This is a genomic window from Dethiosulfatibacter aminovorans DSM 17477 (assembly GCF_900142005.1).
GTDB classification, from domain to species: domain Bacteria; phylum Bacillota; class Clostridia; order Tissierellales; family Dethiosulfatibacteraceae; genus Dethiosulfatibacter; species Dethiosulfatibacter aminovorans.
Genome location: NZ_FQZL01000005.1, coordinates 267,094 through 285,498, shown reverse-complemented (window position 1 = coordinate 285,498; position 18,405 = coordinate 267,094). Strand labels below are relative to the sequence as shown.

16 protein-coding genes are annotated in these 18,405 nt (G+C 44.2%); 2 read left to right on the top strand and 14 right to left on the bottom strand.

Translation table 11 applies throughout. The annotated features are described in order from the left end of the window. Positions 1 to 219 precede the first annotated feature (219 nt). The 8 genes from BUB05_RS02975 to BUB05_RS02940 form a co-directional block, all read right to left on the bottom strand. Positions 220 to 1,287 carry a sialidase family protein gene (locus BUB05_RS02975; RefSeq protein WP_073046897.1) on the bottom strand — a complete coding sequence of 356 codons (1,068 nt, stop codon included), beginning with the start codon at positions 1,285 to 1,287 and terminating at the stop codon, positions 220 to 222. Positions 1,288 to 1,361: 74 nt separating this feature from the next. Continuing rightward, entirely contained in the window at positions 1,362 to 1,802 is a 441-nt protein-coding gene (locus BUB05_RS02970) for a NanQ anomerase/TabA/YiaL family protein (protein WP_073046894.1), read from the bottom strand. A gap of 12 nt (positions 1,803 to 1,814) precedes the next feature. Further along, positions 1,815 to 3,725, bottom strand: coding sequence for a TRAP transporter permease (locus BUB05_RS02965; protein ID WP_073046891.1), 1,911 nt, complete (start codon positions 3,723 to 3,725; stop codon positions 1,815 to 1,817). Between the two features lie 61 nt (positions 3,726 to 3,786). Further along, positions 3,787 to 4,845, bottom strand: a complete 1,059-nt coding sequence (locus BUB05_RS02960; RefSeq protein ID WP_094762667.1) for a TAXI family TRAP transporter solute-binding subunit — start codon at positions 4,843 to 4,845, stop codon at positions 3,787 to 3,789. Between the two features lie 6 nt (positions 4,846 to 4,851). After that, the gene (pdxA, locus tag BUB05_RS02955; protein ID WP_073047193.1) at positions 4,852 to 5,862 is read right to left on the bottom strand and encodes a 4-hydroxythreonine-4-phosphate dehydrogenase PdxA; all 1,011 of its coding nucleotides are present in this window, start codon (positions 5,860 to 5,862) and stop codon (positions 4,852 to 4,854) included. 40 nt (positions 5,863 to 5,902) lie between these two features. Next, positions 5,903 to 6,805, bottom strand: coding sequence for a 4-hydroxy-tetrahydrodipicolinate synthase (gene dapA, locus BUB05_RS02950; protein WP_073046887.1), 903 nt, complete (start codon positions 6,803 to 6,805; stop codon positions 5,903 to 5,905). A 12-nt stretch (positions 6,806 to 6,817) separates the two neighbouring features. Further along, positions 6,818 to 7,975: an iron-containing alcohol dehydrogenase gene (locus BUB05_RS02945; protein ID WP_073046884.1), complete on the bottom strand. Its 1,158-nt coding sequence runs from the start codon at positions 7,973 to 7,975 to the stop codon at positions 6,818 to 6,820. Next, positions 7,959 to 9,245: a four-carbon acid sugar kinase family protein gene (locus tag BUB05_RS02940; protein ID WP_073046881.1), complete on the bottom strand. Its 1,287-nt coding sequence runs from the start codon at positions 9,243 to 9,245 to the stop codon at positions 7,959 to 7,961. Before BUB05_RS02940 ends, BUB05_RS02945 begins: the two co-directional genes overlap by 17 nt. Before the next feature lie 249 nt (positions 9,246 to 9,494). Between BUB05_RS02940 and BUB05_RS02935 the strand changes: the two genes are divergently transcribed. After that, positions 9,495 to 11,291, top strand: coding sequence for a sigma-54-dependent Fis family transcriptional regulator (locus BUB05_RS02935; RefSeq protein ID WP_073046878.1), 1,797 nt, complete (start codon positions 9,495 to 9,497; stop codon positions 11,289 to 11,291). Positions 11,292 to 11,356: 65 nt separating this feature from the next. Here the strand turns inward: BUB05_RS02935 and BUB05_RS02930 are convergent, their stop codons facing one another. From BUB05_RS02930 to BUB05_RS02910, 5 genes are all read right to left on the bottom strand, one after another. Beyond that, positions 11,357 to 12,802: a sensor histidine kinase gene (locus BUB05_RS02930; protein ID WP_073046876.1), complete on the bottom strand. Its 1,446-nt coding sequence runs from the start codon at positions 12,800 to 12,802 to the stop codon at positions 11,357 to 11,359. 1 nt (position 12,803) lies between these two features. Continuing rightward, positions 12,804 to 13,472, bottom strand: a complete 669-nt coding sequence (locus tag BUB05_RS02925) for a response regulator transcription factor (protein WP_073046873.1) — start codon at positions 13,470 to 13,472, stop codon at positions 12,804 to 12,806. A 105-nt stretch (positions 13,473 to 13,577) separates the two neighbouring features. Further along, positions 13,578 to 14,252 carry a DUF4956 domain-containing protein gene (locus BUB05_RS02920; protein ID WP_073046870.1) on the bottom strand — a complete coding sequence of 225 codons (675 nt, stop codon included), beginning with the start codon at positions 14,250 to 14,252 and terminating at the stop codon, positions 13,578 to 13,580. Continuing rightward, entirely contained in the window at positions 14,234 to 14,965 is a 732-nt protein-coding gene (locus BUB05_RS02915; RefSeq protein WP_073046867.1) for a polyphosphate polymerase domain-containing protein, read from the bottom strand. The genes BUB05_RS02920 and BUB05_RS02915 overlap by 19 nt, the downstream gene beginning before the upstream one ends. A gap of 228 nt (positions 14,966 to 15,193) precedes the next feature. Next, entirely contained in the window at positions 15,194 to 15,688 is a 495-nt protein-coding gene (locus tag BUB05_RS02910; RefSeq protein WP_073046864.1) for a methyltransferase family protein, read from the bottom strand. Between the two features lie 371 nt (positions 15,689 to 16,059). Here BUB05_RS02910 and BUB05_RS02905 point away from each other — a divergent pair, with 371 nt between their 5' ends. Further along, entirely contained in the window at positions 16,060 to 17,175 is a 1,116-nt protein-coding gene (locus tag BUB05_RS02905) for a M20 metallopeptidase family protein (protein ID WP_073046861.1), read from the top strand. Positions 17,176 to 17,231: 56 nt separating this feature from the next. On the opposite strand, the gene BUB05_RS02900 is transcribed toward BUB05_RS02905, so the two are convergent. Continuing rightward, positions 17,232 to 18,404 (bottom strand): amidohydrolase, encoded by a 1,173-nt coding sequence (locus tag BUB05_RS02900; protein WP_073046857.1) that lies wholly within the window; start codon positions 18,402 to 18,404, stop codon positions 17,232 to 17,234. Position 18,405: the final 1 nt, after the last annotated feature.

Sequence of the window (18,405 nt, the reverse complement as noted above, 5' to 3'; positions counted from 1 at the left end):
GTATGATATTTTTCCTACCCATCTTCAATCAGATGCACAAATGCATCATAATAATTATAACCTTTATCTCCTGTGTCTTCAAGTTTTTTTCAAATGAACCCAAGCCATTGTCAAATATCAGTTACTGCATCTCTCCTCCAAGGTCAGCTTTCCCTTAAGAATAGAAATAAAAATACACAAGTGCATAATTGAACACACTTGTGCATTTTTTCTTTCGTCCTATTCAAATTTGTCAGTCAATGCAATATGGCAAATACATTGTCTAAGATAAGTAAATGAAATGTGTATGGTTCCATCTTCACTTTCCTTGATGGATGGATATGAAAATTCAGGATCTCCTTCAAAACCTTCCCTTGTAATGAGAGTCTTTTCCTTTCTCCATGTAATTCCGCCATCCTCAGACAGGGCTATGCAGAGAGGAGAACGACTGACACCCCATACAGCACTTGGCTTGTCCGTTTCCTTTATATCGATTTCATCCATGTCTTCCTTGTCAAACCACGGAGGCCTGTTTTCTTCGGGAGGGGACATGAATTTGTTGGTGTCGTTGTATATCATCGCAAGCCTTCCGTCCTTCAACTTTGCGCACTGGATGGACGAGTTGTTGTTAGGCAGTTCTGTAGGCTCCGGAAGAGACCAGGTCTTGCCGTCGTCACTTGATACTGTCCTGTATATGTAGTCTGCATTCCTGCTTCTGAAGAATCCCACAAGTGTCTTATCCTCAAGTTGTACAAGGGACATGTGCACCAGCCCTTTGGCTCCTTCGATAACAGTTTCAGACCAGGTTTTGCCGCCGTCGGATGAACGCTTCATGACACTGAAATCCTCACCGAGAAATCCCGTCTCGGATGCCAGACAGTAGTATGCGGGAAGCAGGATATCACCGTTGTCAATAATCAGGGGAGGATGTCTGACAAAAATGCCCGACTCAATGAAAAGATTAGTTGTTTTCGACCATGTATGTCCATAGTCTTCCGACTTTCGCCAGCGCACAACGGCTGTATCCTGATGTATCCCGACCTGAGCAGTATAGATCAACCATATGATCCCGGGGGAGAACTCAAAAAGGATCGGATTCTGTTCAGACCGCTCAGGATCGTCTGAAAGAATTATTGGTGTTTCCCAATTCTTTTCTCCGGCTCTCAGTCTTGCACAATGTACAGATATGTCCGGCTTTCCCTCGCAGCTTCCGCCGAACCATGTACAAAGGACATCCCCGTTGCTTAGGGGAAGGATGTTTGAAGCATGGTTGTGAGGGAACAATGTTGGGATTTTAGTAGTTTCCATAGTTACGTACTCCTTGCAGCTGCAGTTAAATTCATGCTGCTTTAATTTTATTCTCTTTCGCCTGCAATGAAATTTTATTCAGTAGGCAACTTAATTACAATTTTCTTGAATTCCTGTTGTTTTTCAGTATGTCTGACGGCTTTATGTCCGTCATGGGGAAATGCAATATAAAACATTCCTTTACTGACTTTCATATTATGCATAATGTTGCCACTAAGATAAAGGGCGTCCTTTTCAGGATTGTAGGCTATCTCTTCCTTTAAATCCGGAAGATCTGCCCATGCAATCTCTTCACTTCCCTCCAGAACTATCTGGATATCGACATACTTTCTGTGAGCTTCAAAGAATCCTTCATCCATGGGCTTTGTCTTTCCAGCTTGTACCATGAAGAATCCTCCGTCAAACTCGTATCGGCCTATTCCGTTATCATTGTCTTCGATAGCCTCCAATCCCTTTTCAAGGCCAGGGACCAATTCCTTGTAGAGCGATATGTTTCTGATATTGTCTATAATCATATCCTTATTCCTCTAAGCGGCTATCTCTAATTGCTTTTTTCTCTTCACAGAAGTAAGGAAGAAGTATGTGATGAACACTAGTCCTATGGCACTTCCTACGAGCATTACCACAGTGTTAGGTATTATAATCATAATCGCTGTAATGAAGAATGCAGCCCTTATTATCACATTGTCAATTGGAACAAACAGGTAACCGGTAACTGCTGCAGCCAGGAATATTATTCCCCAGGCCAGTATCATCACAGCTATTGCTATGGTGAAAGGTGTAGCGTCCATGAGCAGTATCTCAGGCTTGAATACGAATACATAAGGCACTATGAATGCAACAAAGGCATATCCAAAGGCCGTCCAGCCAGTCTTCCAGGGATTTGCACCTGCAATTCCAGCTGCAGTGAACGAAGCAAGACATACAGGAGGTGTAATCTGCGCAATAACTCCGAAATAGAATATGAACAAATTCGCCGGCAGTGCAGGAAGACCCAGATTTATAAGGGTTGACCCGAACAGTATGTTGGCTATAAGATAGGCAGCAACCGTAGGCAGCGCCATACCCAGCAGAAGACATCCCGACATTGCGAATATAAGAGCAAGAGCTATGCTTGAATCTCCTGTATTAGCTATGATCTTGGTCAGCTTGTTGGCTACTCCCGATTGGATTACGATACCTATCATGATACCTATGGCTGCAGTCGGAACGGTAATTCCTGCCGCCTGTCTTATACCGTCAAGCATTGAGTCCACATATCCCTTGAGGGACATTCTTGTCTTTTTTGAAAACAGACTTACAATAATTGCCAGAGCAGTACCTGTAAGTGCCGCTCTCGTCAATGAACCGCCCCTGAAAATGATGGTTACAAGTGCAACTATGGGCAATAACTGGTAAAGTCTCGGAACTATCGGCTCCGATTTGTACTTGACACCTGAGTCCTTTGAAACCATTTGCTTTCTTTTGGCAAGGAAATGGACCAGAAGGAATACCGAACCGTAATAAGCCAGAGCCGGTATCAGTGCCGAAGATGCAATTGTAAGATAACTTACACCTATCATTTCCGCCATTATGAATGCTCCTATACCCATGATAGGAGGCATGATCTGCCCTCCTGTAGAAGCAATGGATTCTATGGATGCCGCCTGATGGGGCTCGTATCCCGATTTTATCATAAGGGGGATTGTCATTACACCCGTAGTCGATACGTTTGCCACTGCACTTCCCGAAACCATTCCCATGAGTCCGCTTGAAAGAACCGCCGCCTTGGCAGGCCCTCCAACAGTCTTGTCGCTAAGCTTCATACCCAGGTCTATAAGGACCTGGCCGCCGCCGCATGAGGAGAAGAAGGCACCGAATACAAGGAAATAGAACAATGTATTCATGGATGCAGTCAATGGTGATCCAAGGATCCCGTTGACATCCATGATCATAACCTCTCCGAATGTCTGCCAGCTCATTCCCCTGAACTGGAATATTCCCGTCAGCTTCTGTCCCAGGAATGCATAGATAATAAAAATCATTATGAATATAAACAAGTTCCTTCCCATGATCCTTCTGACGGCTTCCATTACAACGAATATGGTAGCATAAGCAGCCATAAGGTCAGAAGGCCTCATTTCATCGATGTTGTATATTCTGTTCTGCAGAAAACTAAGATTTGTCGTAAAAAAGTATGCTATATATATGAGTAAAGCTACAAGTATGATGTCATAAATCCACGCCAGGCTTTTTGCCGTCCTGGACTTGAAATTATCAGCCATTGGTCTGAACATGAATGCAGCCAGGAGACCGAAACACATATGGTAGGGAACCTGCAGCCATCTGTCCAAAGGGCGGACCATAGCTATATATAGCTGAAAAAGAATAAAACTTACTGAAATAACAACCAAGAGCGCATATCGCCATTTTTGTATTTCATTTCTTGTATTTGCCATTATAAACCTCCACTACTATTGGAGGAGAGCGGCACGAATGCCGCCGTCCTCCGTAATTAAATTACTTGATATAACCAGCTTCCTTGAAGTATCTTTCAGCACCAGGATGAAGCGCAACGCCTCCAACCTTCTCTGCCTCCCAGCATGTTTCAGGATTGAACGGCTCTAAAGATGCGAATATGTTTACAAGGTAATCCCTGTTTTCACACATGATTTTTGTCAATTCGTAAACAATTTCTTCATCAAGGTCGTCTGATACGAACAGACAGTCAGGAGTTCCTGCATTTACAAGCTCGTTCTCCTGTCCTTTCCATGAGTTTGCAGCTATTGTAACTCTCTGGAAACCCTTTTCCTTAACGAAATAGTCTATAGTCTCTTCTTCCCACTGAAGGAATCTTACGTCACTTGTCATGGAAACTTCCTGCATTGTTGAAGAGTTGACAGATGTGTGGTCTAGCATAAAGTCAAGCTTTCCATCCTTAACCATTGACGCAAGGTCTGATCCACCACCGTGAACTACATCTCCGCCCCATGATTTTATATCTTCCTCGGTTACACCCATGTATGCCAGGAGTATCTGTACAACTTCGTTATCCATCGATCCTACAGGACTGCATCCGATTCTTATTGGAAGTTCCTGTCTAATAGCTTCCTCAATCGTTGACACGCCATATTCTTCTATGAAATCTTCTGTAAGGAAATTCACTGCTGAAACTGCAGAAAGTTCACCTATCATTGCAAGATATCCGTCTGCAGGTTCTTTTCCAAGAGTTCCTGTCTCCATTGCCCACTTGGCAGGTGCACCATTGATGAATGCTATGTCCGCCTTGTTGTTTGCAAACAGATAAGGAGCACCCATTCCTCCAGGTGATATAGGCTGTACATCAACTTTGCCAATACCGTTATCTTCCCACAATTTGCCAAGTTCCGCCGAAATATTGTAGTTGCTTGTACCTACTTCAAATGTACCGAACAACACTTCAGCATTCAATCCTGTCTCCTGAGCCGTTTCTTCCGTTGCTTCCTGGTTGTTCTCTGCAGGCTTCTCTTCAGGTCCAGAGCATGCCACCATGTTCAAAGACAACAACAATACCAATACTAAAACAATAAACTTTTTCATTTCTACCTAATCCTCCAATTTTTTCTTTGCCAGAAGAATACCGTATTCTATGGCGTTCTCCAGGCTCAATTCATTTGCTATGCCTTTTCCCGCTTGATCGAAGGCAGTTCCATGGTCAACGGAAGCCCTCACTATAGGCAACCCTAAAGTGATATTGACTCCTGCTACAGCATCCCATTTGGCTTCCTCCTTGTTATATACAAAACCGACGACCTTCAGGGGTATGTGCCCCTGGTCGTGGTACATAGCCACAACTATGTCATACCATCCGCCTCTAGCTTTTGAGAAAACAGTGTCCGGCGGCACCGGTCCATCCACGTCCATTCCCTGGCTGCAGGCTTCTTCTATGGCCGGTATGATTTCATCTATCTCTTCCCTTCCAAAAAGTCCGTTCTCACCGCTGTGGGGATTTAAGCCCGCAACTGCTATCTTTGGAGATTCAATCCCCAGATCCCTGCAGGCATCATGTGCTATACGAATGACATCCAACACCCTGTCTTTTTTGACCAGGTCGCATGCCTCCCTCAAGGAAACATGGGTGGATACATGGACTACACGCAGATTGTCATGGGCAAGAAGCATAGTATACTTCTTCGTGTTCGTCATTTCGGCATAAATCTCCGTATGTCCCGAATAATGGTGCCCTGCAAGATTTATAGCTTCCTTGTTAAGGGCATTGGTGACAGTTGCATCAATGTCACCATTCATTGCAAGGCCGATCACCTTCTCAACATACCTAAAAGCCGCTTCACCTGCCATTTCAGAAACTTCACCCAATTTGAGTACGGACATATCCACAAGTTTCATGTCCAGAACGTCAATGGTTCCCCGGCTGAAAACAGCGCCTTCCACTTTTTCCACCGGATTTATTTTCATATGGGTCTTACCCAATATTTCGAGGGCATTTCCCATTACAGCGGCGTCTCCAACAACAATGGGATTGCACTTGTCGTAGATCCATTCCTTGTCGAAAACCTTTGCAGTAATCTCAGGTCCTATGCTTGCCGGATCACCCATGGTGATGCCGACAACAGGCTTATCAGTCATACAATACCTCCTAGCTCATTCCCAGGGCTGCATTTTCTTCAAGGACCTTCTTCAGTGCTTCTATACCCTGGTCAGGCACCTGGTTGAAGGGAGCCCTGCATTTCCCAACAGGATATCCCAGAAGTTCCACCGCAGCCTTTACGATAGTGTTTGGGTTTCCATACTTGAATGTGTTTCTCAAACTTCGGATACTGTCCTGAACCTTTCTTGCAGTCTCCAGTTCTCCCGCAACATACAAATCGTAGATGGATGCCATTGTAGCAGGATATATGTTGGCGCATCCCGCTATGCCGCCCGTTCCCCCTGCCATGAGATTCCATAGTATCAGGGAATCGTTTCCAGAAAGTACGCTGAATCCCTCAACGTGTCTGGTTCTTTCAATATACTGCAGCATGTTGTCAAAGTTTCCACTGCTGTCCTTCACGCCTACGATGTTTGGTATTTCACTGAGTTTTTCAACAGTCTCGGGCGTTATGACATTCCCTGTCCTTGCAGGTATGTTGTACAGTACAATGGGCATGTCCACCCCTTCAGCCACAGCCTTGAAATGCTCGTATAGTTCATTTTGGGAAGCCTTGGCAAATGAAGGCGATATTATTGAGAGAATGTCCGCTCCCAGGTCCTTGGCCTTATTCGACTGCTCTATGGTATCCTTTGTACCTATGCATCCGGTGCCGGCATAGACAGGCACTCTGCCACCTACTTCATCAACTATGACTTTCAGTATCTCCATTTTTTCAGCTTCGCTGAGTATATATGCTTCTCCGTTGGTTCCGAACGGGAACAGTCCGTGAACTCCGGCATCGATGAGACGATTGGCCTGCCTTCTGAGTTCGTCATAATTTATGCTTTCATCTTCATTCATCGGTGTCAGTATTGCAGGTATAACTCCTTTTATTTCCGCCATTTGAATCCTCCTATTGAATTATTGCATTAACTGCAGATAGAGCGCTCTTGCGTCTTCCGCCTTTATTTCTCTCATATTGTTGTCAAGAAGCCTCTTGACTTCCATTCCCGAAGATACCAGTACTTCCAGATCTTCCTTGGGCACTCCGTAGGAAGACAGCTTCGTCGGTATCTCCAGATTTTCCACTATTTCCCCAAGCCTGTTCACAAGCCATTCTGACTTTTCTTCCTCGGTAACCTTGTTGTCTCCAGGCTTTACCCTGTCATACACTGCTGCAAAACGGCTTCTGCACATGGGTTCGTTGAATCTCATGACAGGTACAAGCATCATTGCATTGGAAACTCCGTGAGGTATGTGGTACTTTCCTCCCAGAGGATATGACAATGCATGAACCGCTGTGGTTCCCGCTGCCGCAATTGCCACTCCTGCGTAGAAAGAGGCAACCATCATGGCTTCCTTTGCTTCCACGGCTTCAGGGTCATCGCATGCCTTTTCAATATTTCCAAGTATGAGAGCTAAAGACTCAAGGGCATACATGTCACTGAAAGGATTGGCCTTTTTGGACGTATAGCATTCTATTGCGTGAGCCAGTGCGTCAACCCCCGTGGAAGCAGCTATGGTACGTGGCAGATTTTTTATAGTCACCGCGTCAAGTATTACATAGTCCGCTATCATTTCCTCGCTTACTATGCCCACCTTCAGCTCCTTTTCCGGTACGAGGACTATGCTGTTGGGCGTTGCTTCCGAACCGGTGCCTGCCGTAGTAGGAATCATAAGTGTCCTGACCTGCTTTTTCGCCAGTCCCGGATTCTCAAGAAGATCCCTTACATTGTAGTCGTCAGTGCTGAGAACCGATGCCAGCTTGGCTATATCCATGACACTTCCGCCTCCCACAGCTACAATGAGATCAGCCTCAGTTTCCTTGAAAGTGTCAACTACAGCCTGTGCCTGGTCGCATGACGGTTCCGCAGGCAGATCATCAATAACTTCATATTTAATTCCAGCATCGTCCAACTTTGCCAAGACAAGATCTACAAGTCCCGCCTTTATTATGCTTTTATCGCTGAACACGGCTACCTTTTCAACGCCATACTTCAGTATTTCCCTTATATTGTCCAGTGAATCACTTCCACTGTAAACTATTCCCGGTGATTTGAGCTTATATCTTTTCAATATTCTTCCTCCTTTTATCAGGTTTTTTCATATATTTATCAGCCAGTTCCATGAAGAGATTCTCATCTCCGAAGCCTCCTGATTTTGATATTATTTCATATTCCCTGCCGTTGACGGTCATTCGCGACATCACCGTGCCGGGAGCCATCTCGCAGACCGGGGACAATTCCCAGATATCCATCTGTTTCATGAATCCGAGAAGCATGTCTCCCCCTGTTATCAGAACAGTGCTTTCAATGCCTGCTTCAAACAGTCTCTTGAGGATGAATCCCAGAGTCGAAGATATGTTTACCCTTATATCATCAAGGGACATTCCATTCTCCCTTGCATACTCCCTGGTTGTCATTTCACCGGAAGGGTCGTTGCTGTCTATGATTCCTACAGCTGAGGAGGACAACATCTTCACAAGCTCTTCAATATCACGCTTGCCGCAACTCGTATCATAGTATTCCTTCGAAAGCTTTTGGTGAGGCTTTAGCCTTATCCTCTTTATTCCCCTCGCTTCAGCATAGTCAAGCTGTTTGCCGGTAATGGGATTCACACTGCCGCAAAGAATAAGCAGTTTTTCTATTTTATTGCAGTAATGCACAGACTTCCCTTTAAGCCCCAGAAGATCCGGCAGAACTGATGCCAAACCTGCGCATCCCGCAAAGACCCTGAGTTTGTCCTTTTCATATATGGAATCGGCTATACACCTGATATCGCCTTCCGTTTCTGCATCATAGACATATATTGAAGGCGAATCCACCATTTCATTCCCAGCCTCCCTTTCCAAGACAACGACAGCCTTGTTGCTTTGACCGGATATTATGTCGGGTATATACGAATCCAATACCGGTTCAAAGGGGTCTGTGCCGAAAACGCTGTCACTCACCTTTATACCGTCTATGAAGTGGATGCCTTTTCTGGTCACCCTGTTCATCTTCGGCAAGGCAGGTATGAAATGAAGCACCTTCTCACCTGTAGCATCCAGCACCGCCGACAGTTCACTTCCTATATTACCCCTCAGTGCCGAATCCGTCTTCTTCATTATATGGGGGATACCCTTTTCATAAGCCCTTTTTATTATATTGTATGTTGTCCCGTATGCATCATCGGCAGTCATGTGTCTGGTCTCGGCATTTATCACGAGAACTTCAACAGATTCATCCACAACTTCCATCTTGTAGTCTTCCCTCGTTATTACCTTGGTTACGGCGCCACAAGATGCAAACTGAACACCAGTATCCAATGCGCCTGTAAAATCGTCCGCCACGATGAGCAACTTTATCATCGATACCAATCTCCTTATTAGTGTTTATATTTGAAACACGCGTCTCATTCGCGTCTCTCTTTTGTTACATTCTACAATACACAAAAAAGATTGGCAATTGTTTTCATGGGTTTTTTCGTTTCTTTTTGAAACATTTTCCAGAAAATATGGACTTTTTATTTCGAATATGGTATTATTGTTTCAATTAGAAACACCGATGTGCGTGATAAAGATTTACATGTATATAGAAATGAAACAGGAGGCACCGGAATGAAAAAAATCCGAATTTTAGGAATAGCTCCATACGAAGGCATGAAAACAATGATGCAGAACCTTGCCGCGAAACGCAAGGACATAGATCTTACCGTATATATAGGAGACCTTGACAAGGGAGTTGAAATTGCAAGAAAGAACGTGGATAAAAACTTCGACGTGATCATATCACGTGGCGGAACTGCAAGTATGATAGAAAAGATAACGGATATACCCCTGGTCAGAATTTCATTGTCGGTGTACGATATCATCAGAGCCATTAAAATGGCGGAAAACTACACGGGAAAGTATGCTATAGTAGGATATCCAGGAATCACGGAAACCGCCAAACTCCTCTGCGATCTTCTTCAGTACGATATAGACATATACACCATAAACAGCGTTGATGAAGTGTCAGGACTTCTTTCCGACCTAAAGAAAAAAGGATATCAAATGATTCTCTGCGACATGATCGCAAATACAACAGCCAAGCGCCTGGGAATGAATGCAATACTCATTACTTCAGGTGACGAAAGCATCAACATTGCTTTCGATCAAGCCTCAAGGCTTTATAAAAGCTATTTTGCCATCAAGGAAAACAACCTGTTTCTCGAAAAAGTCATGGGAGAATACGATGAAAAGGTCATGGTCTACGACAAAACAGGTCAATTAAAGCTGTCCACAGTGGACCGGGACAACCTGGAAGCATATACAAAAATTGCAGAAAAGGAACTGGAGGCTTCCTTCAAGACAAACAACAGAAAGTTCATTAAAAGGATGGGAGAATTTTCAATCAGTGTAACCAGTAAGGTTTCAAGCATAAGCAACAGCACATATGTAGTATACTGCTTCAACGAAAACCATAACCTCCAGAGCAGCAACAGGTTTGGCATATCATATTTGACAAAAGACGAGGTGGATGCATCCTTCTTCAATAGCTTCTACAGCATAGCCAGTCCCTTGTCGGAAATGGAAAATGACATCAGACAAATGAGTACCGTGGATTCGCCAATAATGATATTGGGAGAAACGGGAACGGGAAAGTCACAAATTGCAAAGCTGCTATACGCCAGAAGTTCATTGAACAACAACCCCCTGATAACACTAGACTGCAACCTCATGGACGACAAGACATGGTTCTTTCTCCTTAACCACTATAACTCTCCATTGACGGATTCAGACAATACACTGTATTTCATGGACATCCACAAGCTGCCTGAGGACAGGAAGGACTATTTGCTGACAACGCTTGTCAGCACCAATGTCCACAAAAGAAACCGCCTCCTGATGTCCTGTGCTACGAACGAATCTGGAGGGAACCACATTTCTGCAAAGGAATATATCAACCAACTGACCTGCATGACCATACACCTGGCTCCTTTAAGGGAACGAACCGGAGACATACCTCAGATGTCAAGCTTATACATCAACGCATTGAATCTTGACCTTGCAAAACAGATAATAGGCTTCGTTCCGGAAGCCATGGAACTAATGAAAAACTACAACTGGCCGGCCAACTTCACCCAGTTCAAAAGAGTGCTGCGGGAGATGGTTACTGTAACCACAACACCATATATCCCCACGGAAACAGTCGAAAGCATCCTTGAAAAGGAAAAACTCACCGCAGCTGCCGCCTCCATCATATCTCCCGAGAACGAGGACCTGCTGAGCTTCCCTCTCGATACAACCATGACCCTTAATGAAATAAGCAGGGAGATCATTTCCCTGTACATAGAAAAGGCGGGTGGCAACCAGAGTCTGGCGGCCAAGCGGCTGGGAATAAGCCGGACGACACTTTGGCGATATCTGAAGTAATACGGAACATAAAGAAGAGATGCACGGCGGTTTTTCCCGCCGTCATCTCTTCTTTTCATTTCATATCATATCTCAAACCAAAAGGTGCTTCCTTCTCCTTCCACGGAGTCAACTCCAAGACGTCCACCGTGGACCTCGATTATGGACTTCACTATTGAAAGGCCCAGACCCGTTCCCGTAACGGCTCTCTTGTGCTCCTTGTCCGACTTGTAGTATCTCTCCCAGATGTACGGAATATCCTCTTCGGGTATACCTTCTCCCCTGTCCGTGACGCTTATTCTTACTCTTCCGTCCGTTTTCTTTTGATTGACGGTCACAATCCTGCTGTCCCCGGAATAGTTGACGGCATTTATGAGGAGGTTGTAGAAAGCTTGGGAAAGCTTCATCTCGTCCCCTTCAACCATCAGGTCCTCATCAGGGTTGAACTCAATTTTATATCCCTGGGAACCGAGAAGTCCATTCATCCTCTCCACCGTATTTCTTATGGACGAGGTAATGTTGAAGGATGATATTTCCGGAACCATCATCCCCGACTGGAGCTTAGACATGTCCAGCATGTCATTTACAAGACTGGTAAGTCTCCTTGTCTCGTCAATTATTATCTGAAGGTTCTCGTTGTTTTTCTCATGGGGTATGTCTCTCATGACCTCCGCATATCCTCCAATCAGGGTCAGAGGAGTCCTCAGGTCATGGGATACATTGGCTATGAGTTCCTTTCTCAAACCTTCCACCTTTGAAAGTTCTCCTGCCGCGTAGTTTAGAGTATCCGAAAGTTCTTTCACTTCCCTGTAACCACTTCCGTCGAATTTTACATTGTAGTCGCCGGAAGACAATGTCCGTGCTGATTTGTTGATTTTTTCAATTGGCTTGGAGACATTTTTTGAGATGAGAAGGGATAGCATTATGGAGAATACCACCATAAATCCTGTAATCCAGTATAACTGGACTCTGAGGGTGTTCACAGTTGCCTCAACAGGACTTATCATTGCATTAATCAATATGGCATATGAATCGCCTTCATCATCCGACACCGTCTTGACATACATTATCGTTTTGGACAATTCCTTGTCCTTTATCTGTTCCCGCGGAACGAAACCATCACGTTCAATATCCTCTTCCCTTTTAATGTAGTCGGGGTCATAGGAAAGCAAAAGTTCGCCCCCCTCTTCCACAGCCTGCTCGATGAAGCCTGCCTTGTCCTGAAAGGATATCTTCTGAATTTCAGAATCCCTGAAGGTATTGTAGGTCGAATATATTATTCCACTGTCTAATTCAATGACCTCGATACTTATCTCTCTTGTCTTCGAATAATCGGCAATAATGTCATTGACATCTTCCCCGCCAAGGCTTTTCTCTATATGTTCAGCAGTATTCTTGACTTCCGATGTCTTGATCATCCTGTAGAAATCATCAAGAAACACCACCTGAAAGAGCCACAGCACCACAAGAAGTAGTGCGCAAAATCCTGTAAGATAAGCGAATATTTTAAGTTTGATGCTTGCATTTTTCATATTATCCCTCGAATCTGTACCCTATTCCTCTAAGAGTCACAATGAGATTGCTGTATTTGCCGAGACTTTTTCTTAGAAGCTTTATGTGGGTATCCAATGTCCTGTCTCCACCGTAGTAGTCGTATCCCCACACCTCGCAGATGAGCTTTTCTCTGGAAAGGGCTATGTTCCTGTTTGAAGCGAAATAGAACAGAAGCTCGAACTCCTTTGGGGACATGTCTATGTTTTCACCGTCAATGGAAACCCTCCTTGCAGTAAAGTCTATTTTCAAACCATCCTTTTCCAATACATCATGGTCCTCTGTCCTGCTTCCGTATCTTTTCATGACGGCATCCACTCTCATCATGAGCTCCCTTGGAGAGAAAGGTTTCACCACATAGTCGTCAACACCAATCTCGAAGCCGTGGATCCTGTCGTATTCCTCGCCTCTTGCAGACAGCATTATGACAGGTATCTGGGATGTCTTCCGTATCTCCTTTACCGTGGAAAATCCATCAAGCTCAGGCATCATCACATCCATAATTATTATGTCAAAGGATTCCTCCCTGCACATCCTGACGGCATCCATGCCGTTTCCCGCCTCATAGACCTGGTGGCCTTCAAAATCCGCATATTTCTTTATCAGGGACCTTATCTTGTCCTCATCGTCAACTATCAGTATCTTGTACAAAAAATCACCTCAAACCATTATACCTCATTCATTTTACCGAGGGCAAGGATTCTTCCTGCCCCCGGCAGCTGTATTATGATATTCTCTTCATTTCATTCTTCCGCTCTAAAGTTCGTCCTTGCTCGCCTGTACCTTGCTGCACATCACCGTAAGATTGCCGTTCCTGCATCTGATTTCGTCGATCATGACCTTTTCCTGCTTTTCATCCTTCATGTCTATATGGTATACAAGATTGAACATGCTTCCCAAATTTGTAGTCTTCACTTTCTCAAGGGATGCCTCGTTGGTATACTTCTCGAATATGTCGTCAAAGACCTCCGTATAGTCAAGACTCTCGGGTATTGTAATCCTCAGTTCCTTGTCAGGTCTGCCGTCACATCCGAAAGATGACTTGGACAGAAGCATCATTGCAAGACACAGTATCACAGTTGTAACGGCGGCGAAGGTAATGTAGCCCATTCCTGTCGTAAGACCTATTGCCATAGCAAAGAATATTGTCGATATTTCCCTTGAACTTCCTGGCAGGGACCTGTATCTTACCAGGCTGAATGCTCCCATTACTGCAACTCCGGTTCCAAGATTGCCGTTGACCATCATTATGACCACCTGAACCAAGGCAGGCATCATAACAAGGGAAAGAACGAAACTCTTTGTGTATTTTCCGCTGTGCATATATGTGAATGCTATGACAAATCCAAACAGAAGGGATGCAGCGGTGCACATCACCGCATCAGTAATTGTAAGTCCGCTTGATACCGATTCTATAATACTTGTAAACATTCCTGCATCCTCCTTTTTTCGTTCATGTCATGCTTGTAAATGTTGCCGTACTTTGAAAATGATTTTGGATAAATTTCCATGTCCGACAAGATGTCTACCAGCCACATGGGCATCGCTCCTGCAGCCTTTATTTCCATTATATAAATATCATCATCCAGCAGGGGCCTTCCGTAGTCTCCCTTGTCCAGACTCAAGTCGTAATCCCTGCTCCTTATGTTCCTGTCGAAGGTTATCCTAAGTCCACTGTCGAATATTACCGAATACGCCTCCCTGTCATAGGCAAGGAACAACTTGGCCTTGGGCCTGTAAAAGCTCATGAAATAATCAAGCTCCTTAAGTATCTGTCCTCTCTCCTCAGGCTTTATGCCGCTTTCCAGATAGTTGACCGCATCCCTTAAAGGAAGGGAAATCCTCCTTTTGTATACGGTACCGTCATATTTCTTCTTGATCTCCAGAAATACCGTGTCCTTTTTTCCGGGTACGCCGTAGCTTCTCAGCCTCAGCTTCTCCTTGTACACCGGCTTGTCGATGGACCTTCTTATTAGATCGTAGTCATCCGTATCGTAGTAGATGTTAAGAATTGAAGATCTGCAGTATTTGTCGGGGGTTATGTGACACCCTGCCTGTTTCATGAATTTTTTGTATTTTTGTTTCGAGAGCATATATTTCTTCTCCACTCTCTCAAATGTATAGTTGTACCCGCTATTACTCATTGTTTTCCTCCTTTGTGTCTTCCATGGCTATATTATCTACCCCAAAGATGGATTCTGAATGACCGGAATCTGAATTCTGTGTGAACTTTTGTGAAACTTTGAGGAAATAAAAAACTCCGCAGATTTATTGCGAAGCCTTTTCGTAATCTATATTGGTTCAAAAAATCAGGTTGATTTAAAATCGAATTCTATACCAACCTGTAACAACTACATCCAGTCTGAGTGAAATCACGATTTCCTTATGAGCCTCAAAATGCCCAGCATAAAATTTATCCGGGGTACCTTTTTCATGTAGCTTATATATTCGTCCCCGAATTTCTCAATGGCATACTTGTCTGCAATGATTATATCCACATACAACAGAATTATCACTGCCATTCCCATGCATGCAACCATAAGGTTCTGCGAAATGAGAATCAGAGCGAGACTCAACAACAGTCCTGCCGTATATTGGGGATGACGCATAATCGAATAGATGCCGCTGTCTACCAGGACAGTGGTATTTACATAACTCTTGCCTTTTTCCACTCCCCCTTTTCTCTTTAGAACCACCATCGGAATCCATCCAAGTATTGCAGAAATCAGCCATATCATCCATCCTGCATACAGGACTGCATCGTAGCCTGCTTCATTGTATTTACCGAATGCAAAAACAAGTATGAATTGCAATATCAGCAACGGTCCCCAAAGACATGAGAGGATGTACCTTTTCCAGTTTTTCATATATCATGCACTCCTTAAATATGCAACGGCATTGTTCTTCTTCACTATTTAAATTATATCAATATAGCAACAACCGCACAAGATGTTCCAAGAAGGGTTATTATTTCCATTAACCTCTCCGTCCAATATTGCCATTAGCATCGGACCCTTTCTGAATATTTTTACACAAATCATAAAAATATTTTTACCCTTTTTACCACATTCTTGTAAGAGCCTTGAAAATCCAACGTTTCTTGTTTTACGACAGTTCTACTTTTTGGCATGATACTTGCAATTATCAATATTATAATCCATATTGTAATATCAAAACATGTTTTTATCATGATTGAATTTACAATCAATATCCAATAACATACGAGGAGAAGATTGTTATGAAAACCAATAATTTTGAACTGGCCAGAAGACTCCGCCGCGAGCTCCACCAGAATCCGGAATTGTCCAACCAGGAGTGTTGGACAAAGAAGCACCTTATGAATTTCTTGAATTCAAATACCAGCCTTGAAGTGGTAGACAAGGGAAAATGGTTCTACGCTTTGTACAAGTCAGAGAAGGGAAACAGGAACCTTGCTTTCCGCGCGGATATTGATGCAATTAAAATGGAAGAGTCCATGGCGATTCCCCACGCATCAAAAAATCCGGGAGTTTCCCACAAATGCGGCCATGACGGCCATGCAGCCTCCCTTGCAGGGTTTGCACTCGAAATCGACCAGAATGGATCCGACAACAACATATTCTTCCTGTTCCAGCACGCCGAGGAAACAGGAGATGGTGCAGAACAGTGCATAGAACTAATACGCGAAAACGATATCGATGAAATCTTCGCATACCACAACATGAGTGGAATGCCATACAACTCTGTCAATATCAAGGACGGAACCATCAACTGTGCATCTAAGGGCATGACTATACACCTGGAAGGAGCCCCGTCACATGCCAGCGAACCTGAAAAAGGCAAGAATCCTGCTCTTGCAATATCCAAAATAGTGAGCATCCTTCCCGAACTCACATCTCCCGCTGTCAACAAGGGAATGGTACTCTGCACCGTAATTCAGATTGATCTTGGTGAGAAAGCTTTCGGAGTGTCTGCAAGCAAAGGAGACCTTCGCCTAACCATAAGGGCCCTTTACGAAGATGAACTTAACAAACTCCAATATAATATCGAAAAGATGACATTGTTCCTTGCCTACCACTATGGGCTGGAGGCAACTTTCTCATACAACGACAGCTTCCCTGAAACCACAAACCACGATGAAAGCTCCGCAAAAGTTCGTCTGGCCGGCATTGATCTTGGTCTTGATGTATTCGAAATGCCTGAAGCCTTCAGGGGTTCAGAAGATTTTGGTCACTACCTTAAGGAAACAAAGGGAGCAATATGCTATATAGGAAACGGAACGGACTACCCTCATGTCCACAGTCATGAATATGATTTTCCCGATGAATTGATAAAGACTGCCGTAAGACTCTTTAAACGAATTTCTGAAATGTAGAAATAAAAAACCACCTTCAGCTGAATCCCATTCAACTGCAGGTGGTTTTTTCAATTTCATGAATTGAAGTCTTCCTTCATCCTCTGGATAATCGATTCATCACAGATCGAACGAATTATCAAAGCGGATATGGTCTTGGCGCCTTTTTCAATGGCCCATTTGGTCTTGTCGCTCATCATGCATTCGGCAAACTCCTTTGTATGGGGAGCCACCGGGCTGTCGGATACTGAAATCATCGGATGAAATGCAGGACATACATAGCTCAGGTTTCCTATATCTGAAGATCCCAGGGACTCCACGGGGCTTCTGTCCACTTCCACACCCAGCTCCTCGTATATTTCAACTATAAGGTCATTTGTTTGCGGCGTAGTTTTAAGGTCTGCCAACGCCCTTCCCGGTGACTTTATGTTAAGTTCAGTCTGAGTAGCCTTTGCACATCCTTCAGCTGCATCCATGACCATTTTCATAATCTCATCAAGATATTGCTTTTCCTTGTACCTGAACATATACATACATTCAGCCTGATCCGGAATTGTATTGGCAGACGAACCTCCCGAAGTTATCATCCCGTGAACCCTCGAACCGTCTCTCAACTGCTGCCTCATCATGTCCAGCGCATGCATGAAAAGAGTCATGCCGTTGACTGCGTTCTTCCCTTCCCAGGGTGCTGCTGCTGCATGGGACGGTTTACCCTTAAATTCAAATGCATATCCGTCAAGAGCCGTAAATTTCGAGTATGGTTGGTTCTTGTCGTACATGTGAATCATCACTACAAAACTGAAATCGTCATACTCTCCTGAGTTTGCCAAATCAGTCTTCATTCCATTAAACTCCTCGGCTGGCGTGCCAATAAGGTAGATATTGCCTTTCAGGCTGTCCTTGATCCTGTATAGTCCCAGAGCAGCAAGAAAGCTGAGGGCTCCGCTGGCGCTGTGTCCACATGCATGACCGATTTCGGGAAGTGCATCGTACTCAGCCAGTATTCCAATCTTTATGTCGGAACTTTCATCTTCCCTTATCACTGCCTTGAAGGAAGTCTCTACTCCCATGTAGTTCTCCTCAACCTCAATACCTTCCAACCTTAACATCTCAACATATTTTTTCGCTGCAAGAAATTCCTTATAGGGAAGCTCCGGATTTTTGAATATGTATTCGTTCAACGCATGAGCCTTACCCTTCTCCCGGTCTATTGATTCATAGACCAGCTTTTCCAATTCTCTATTGTTCATT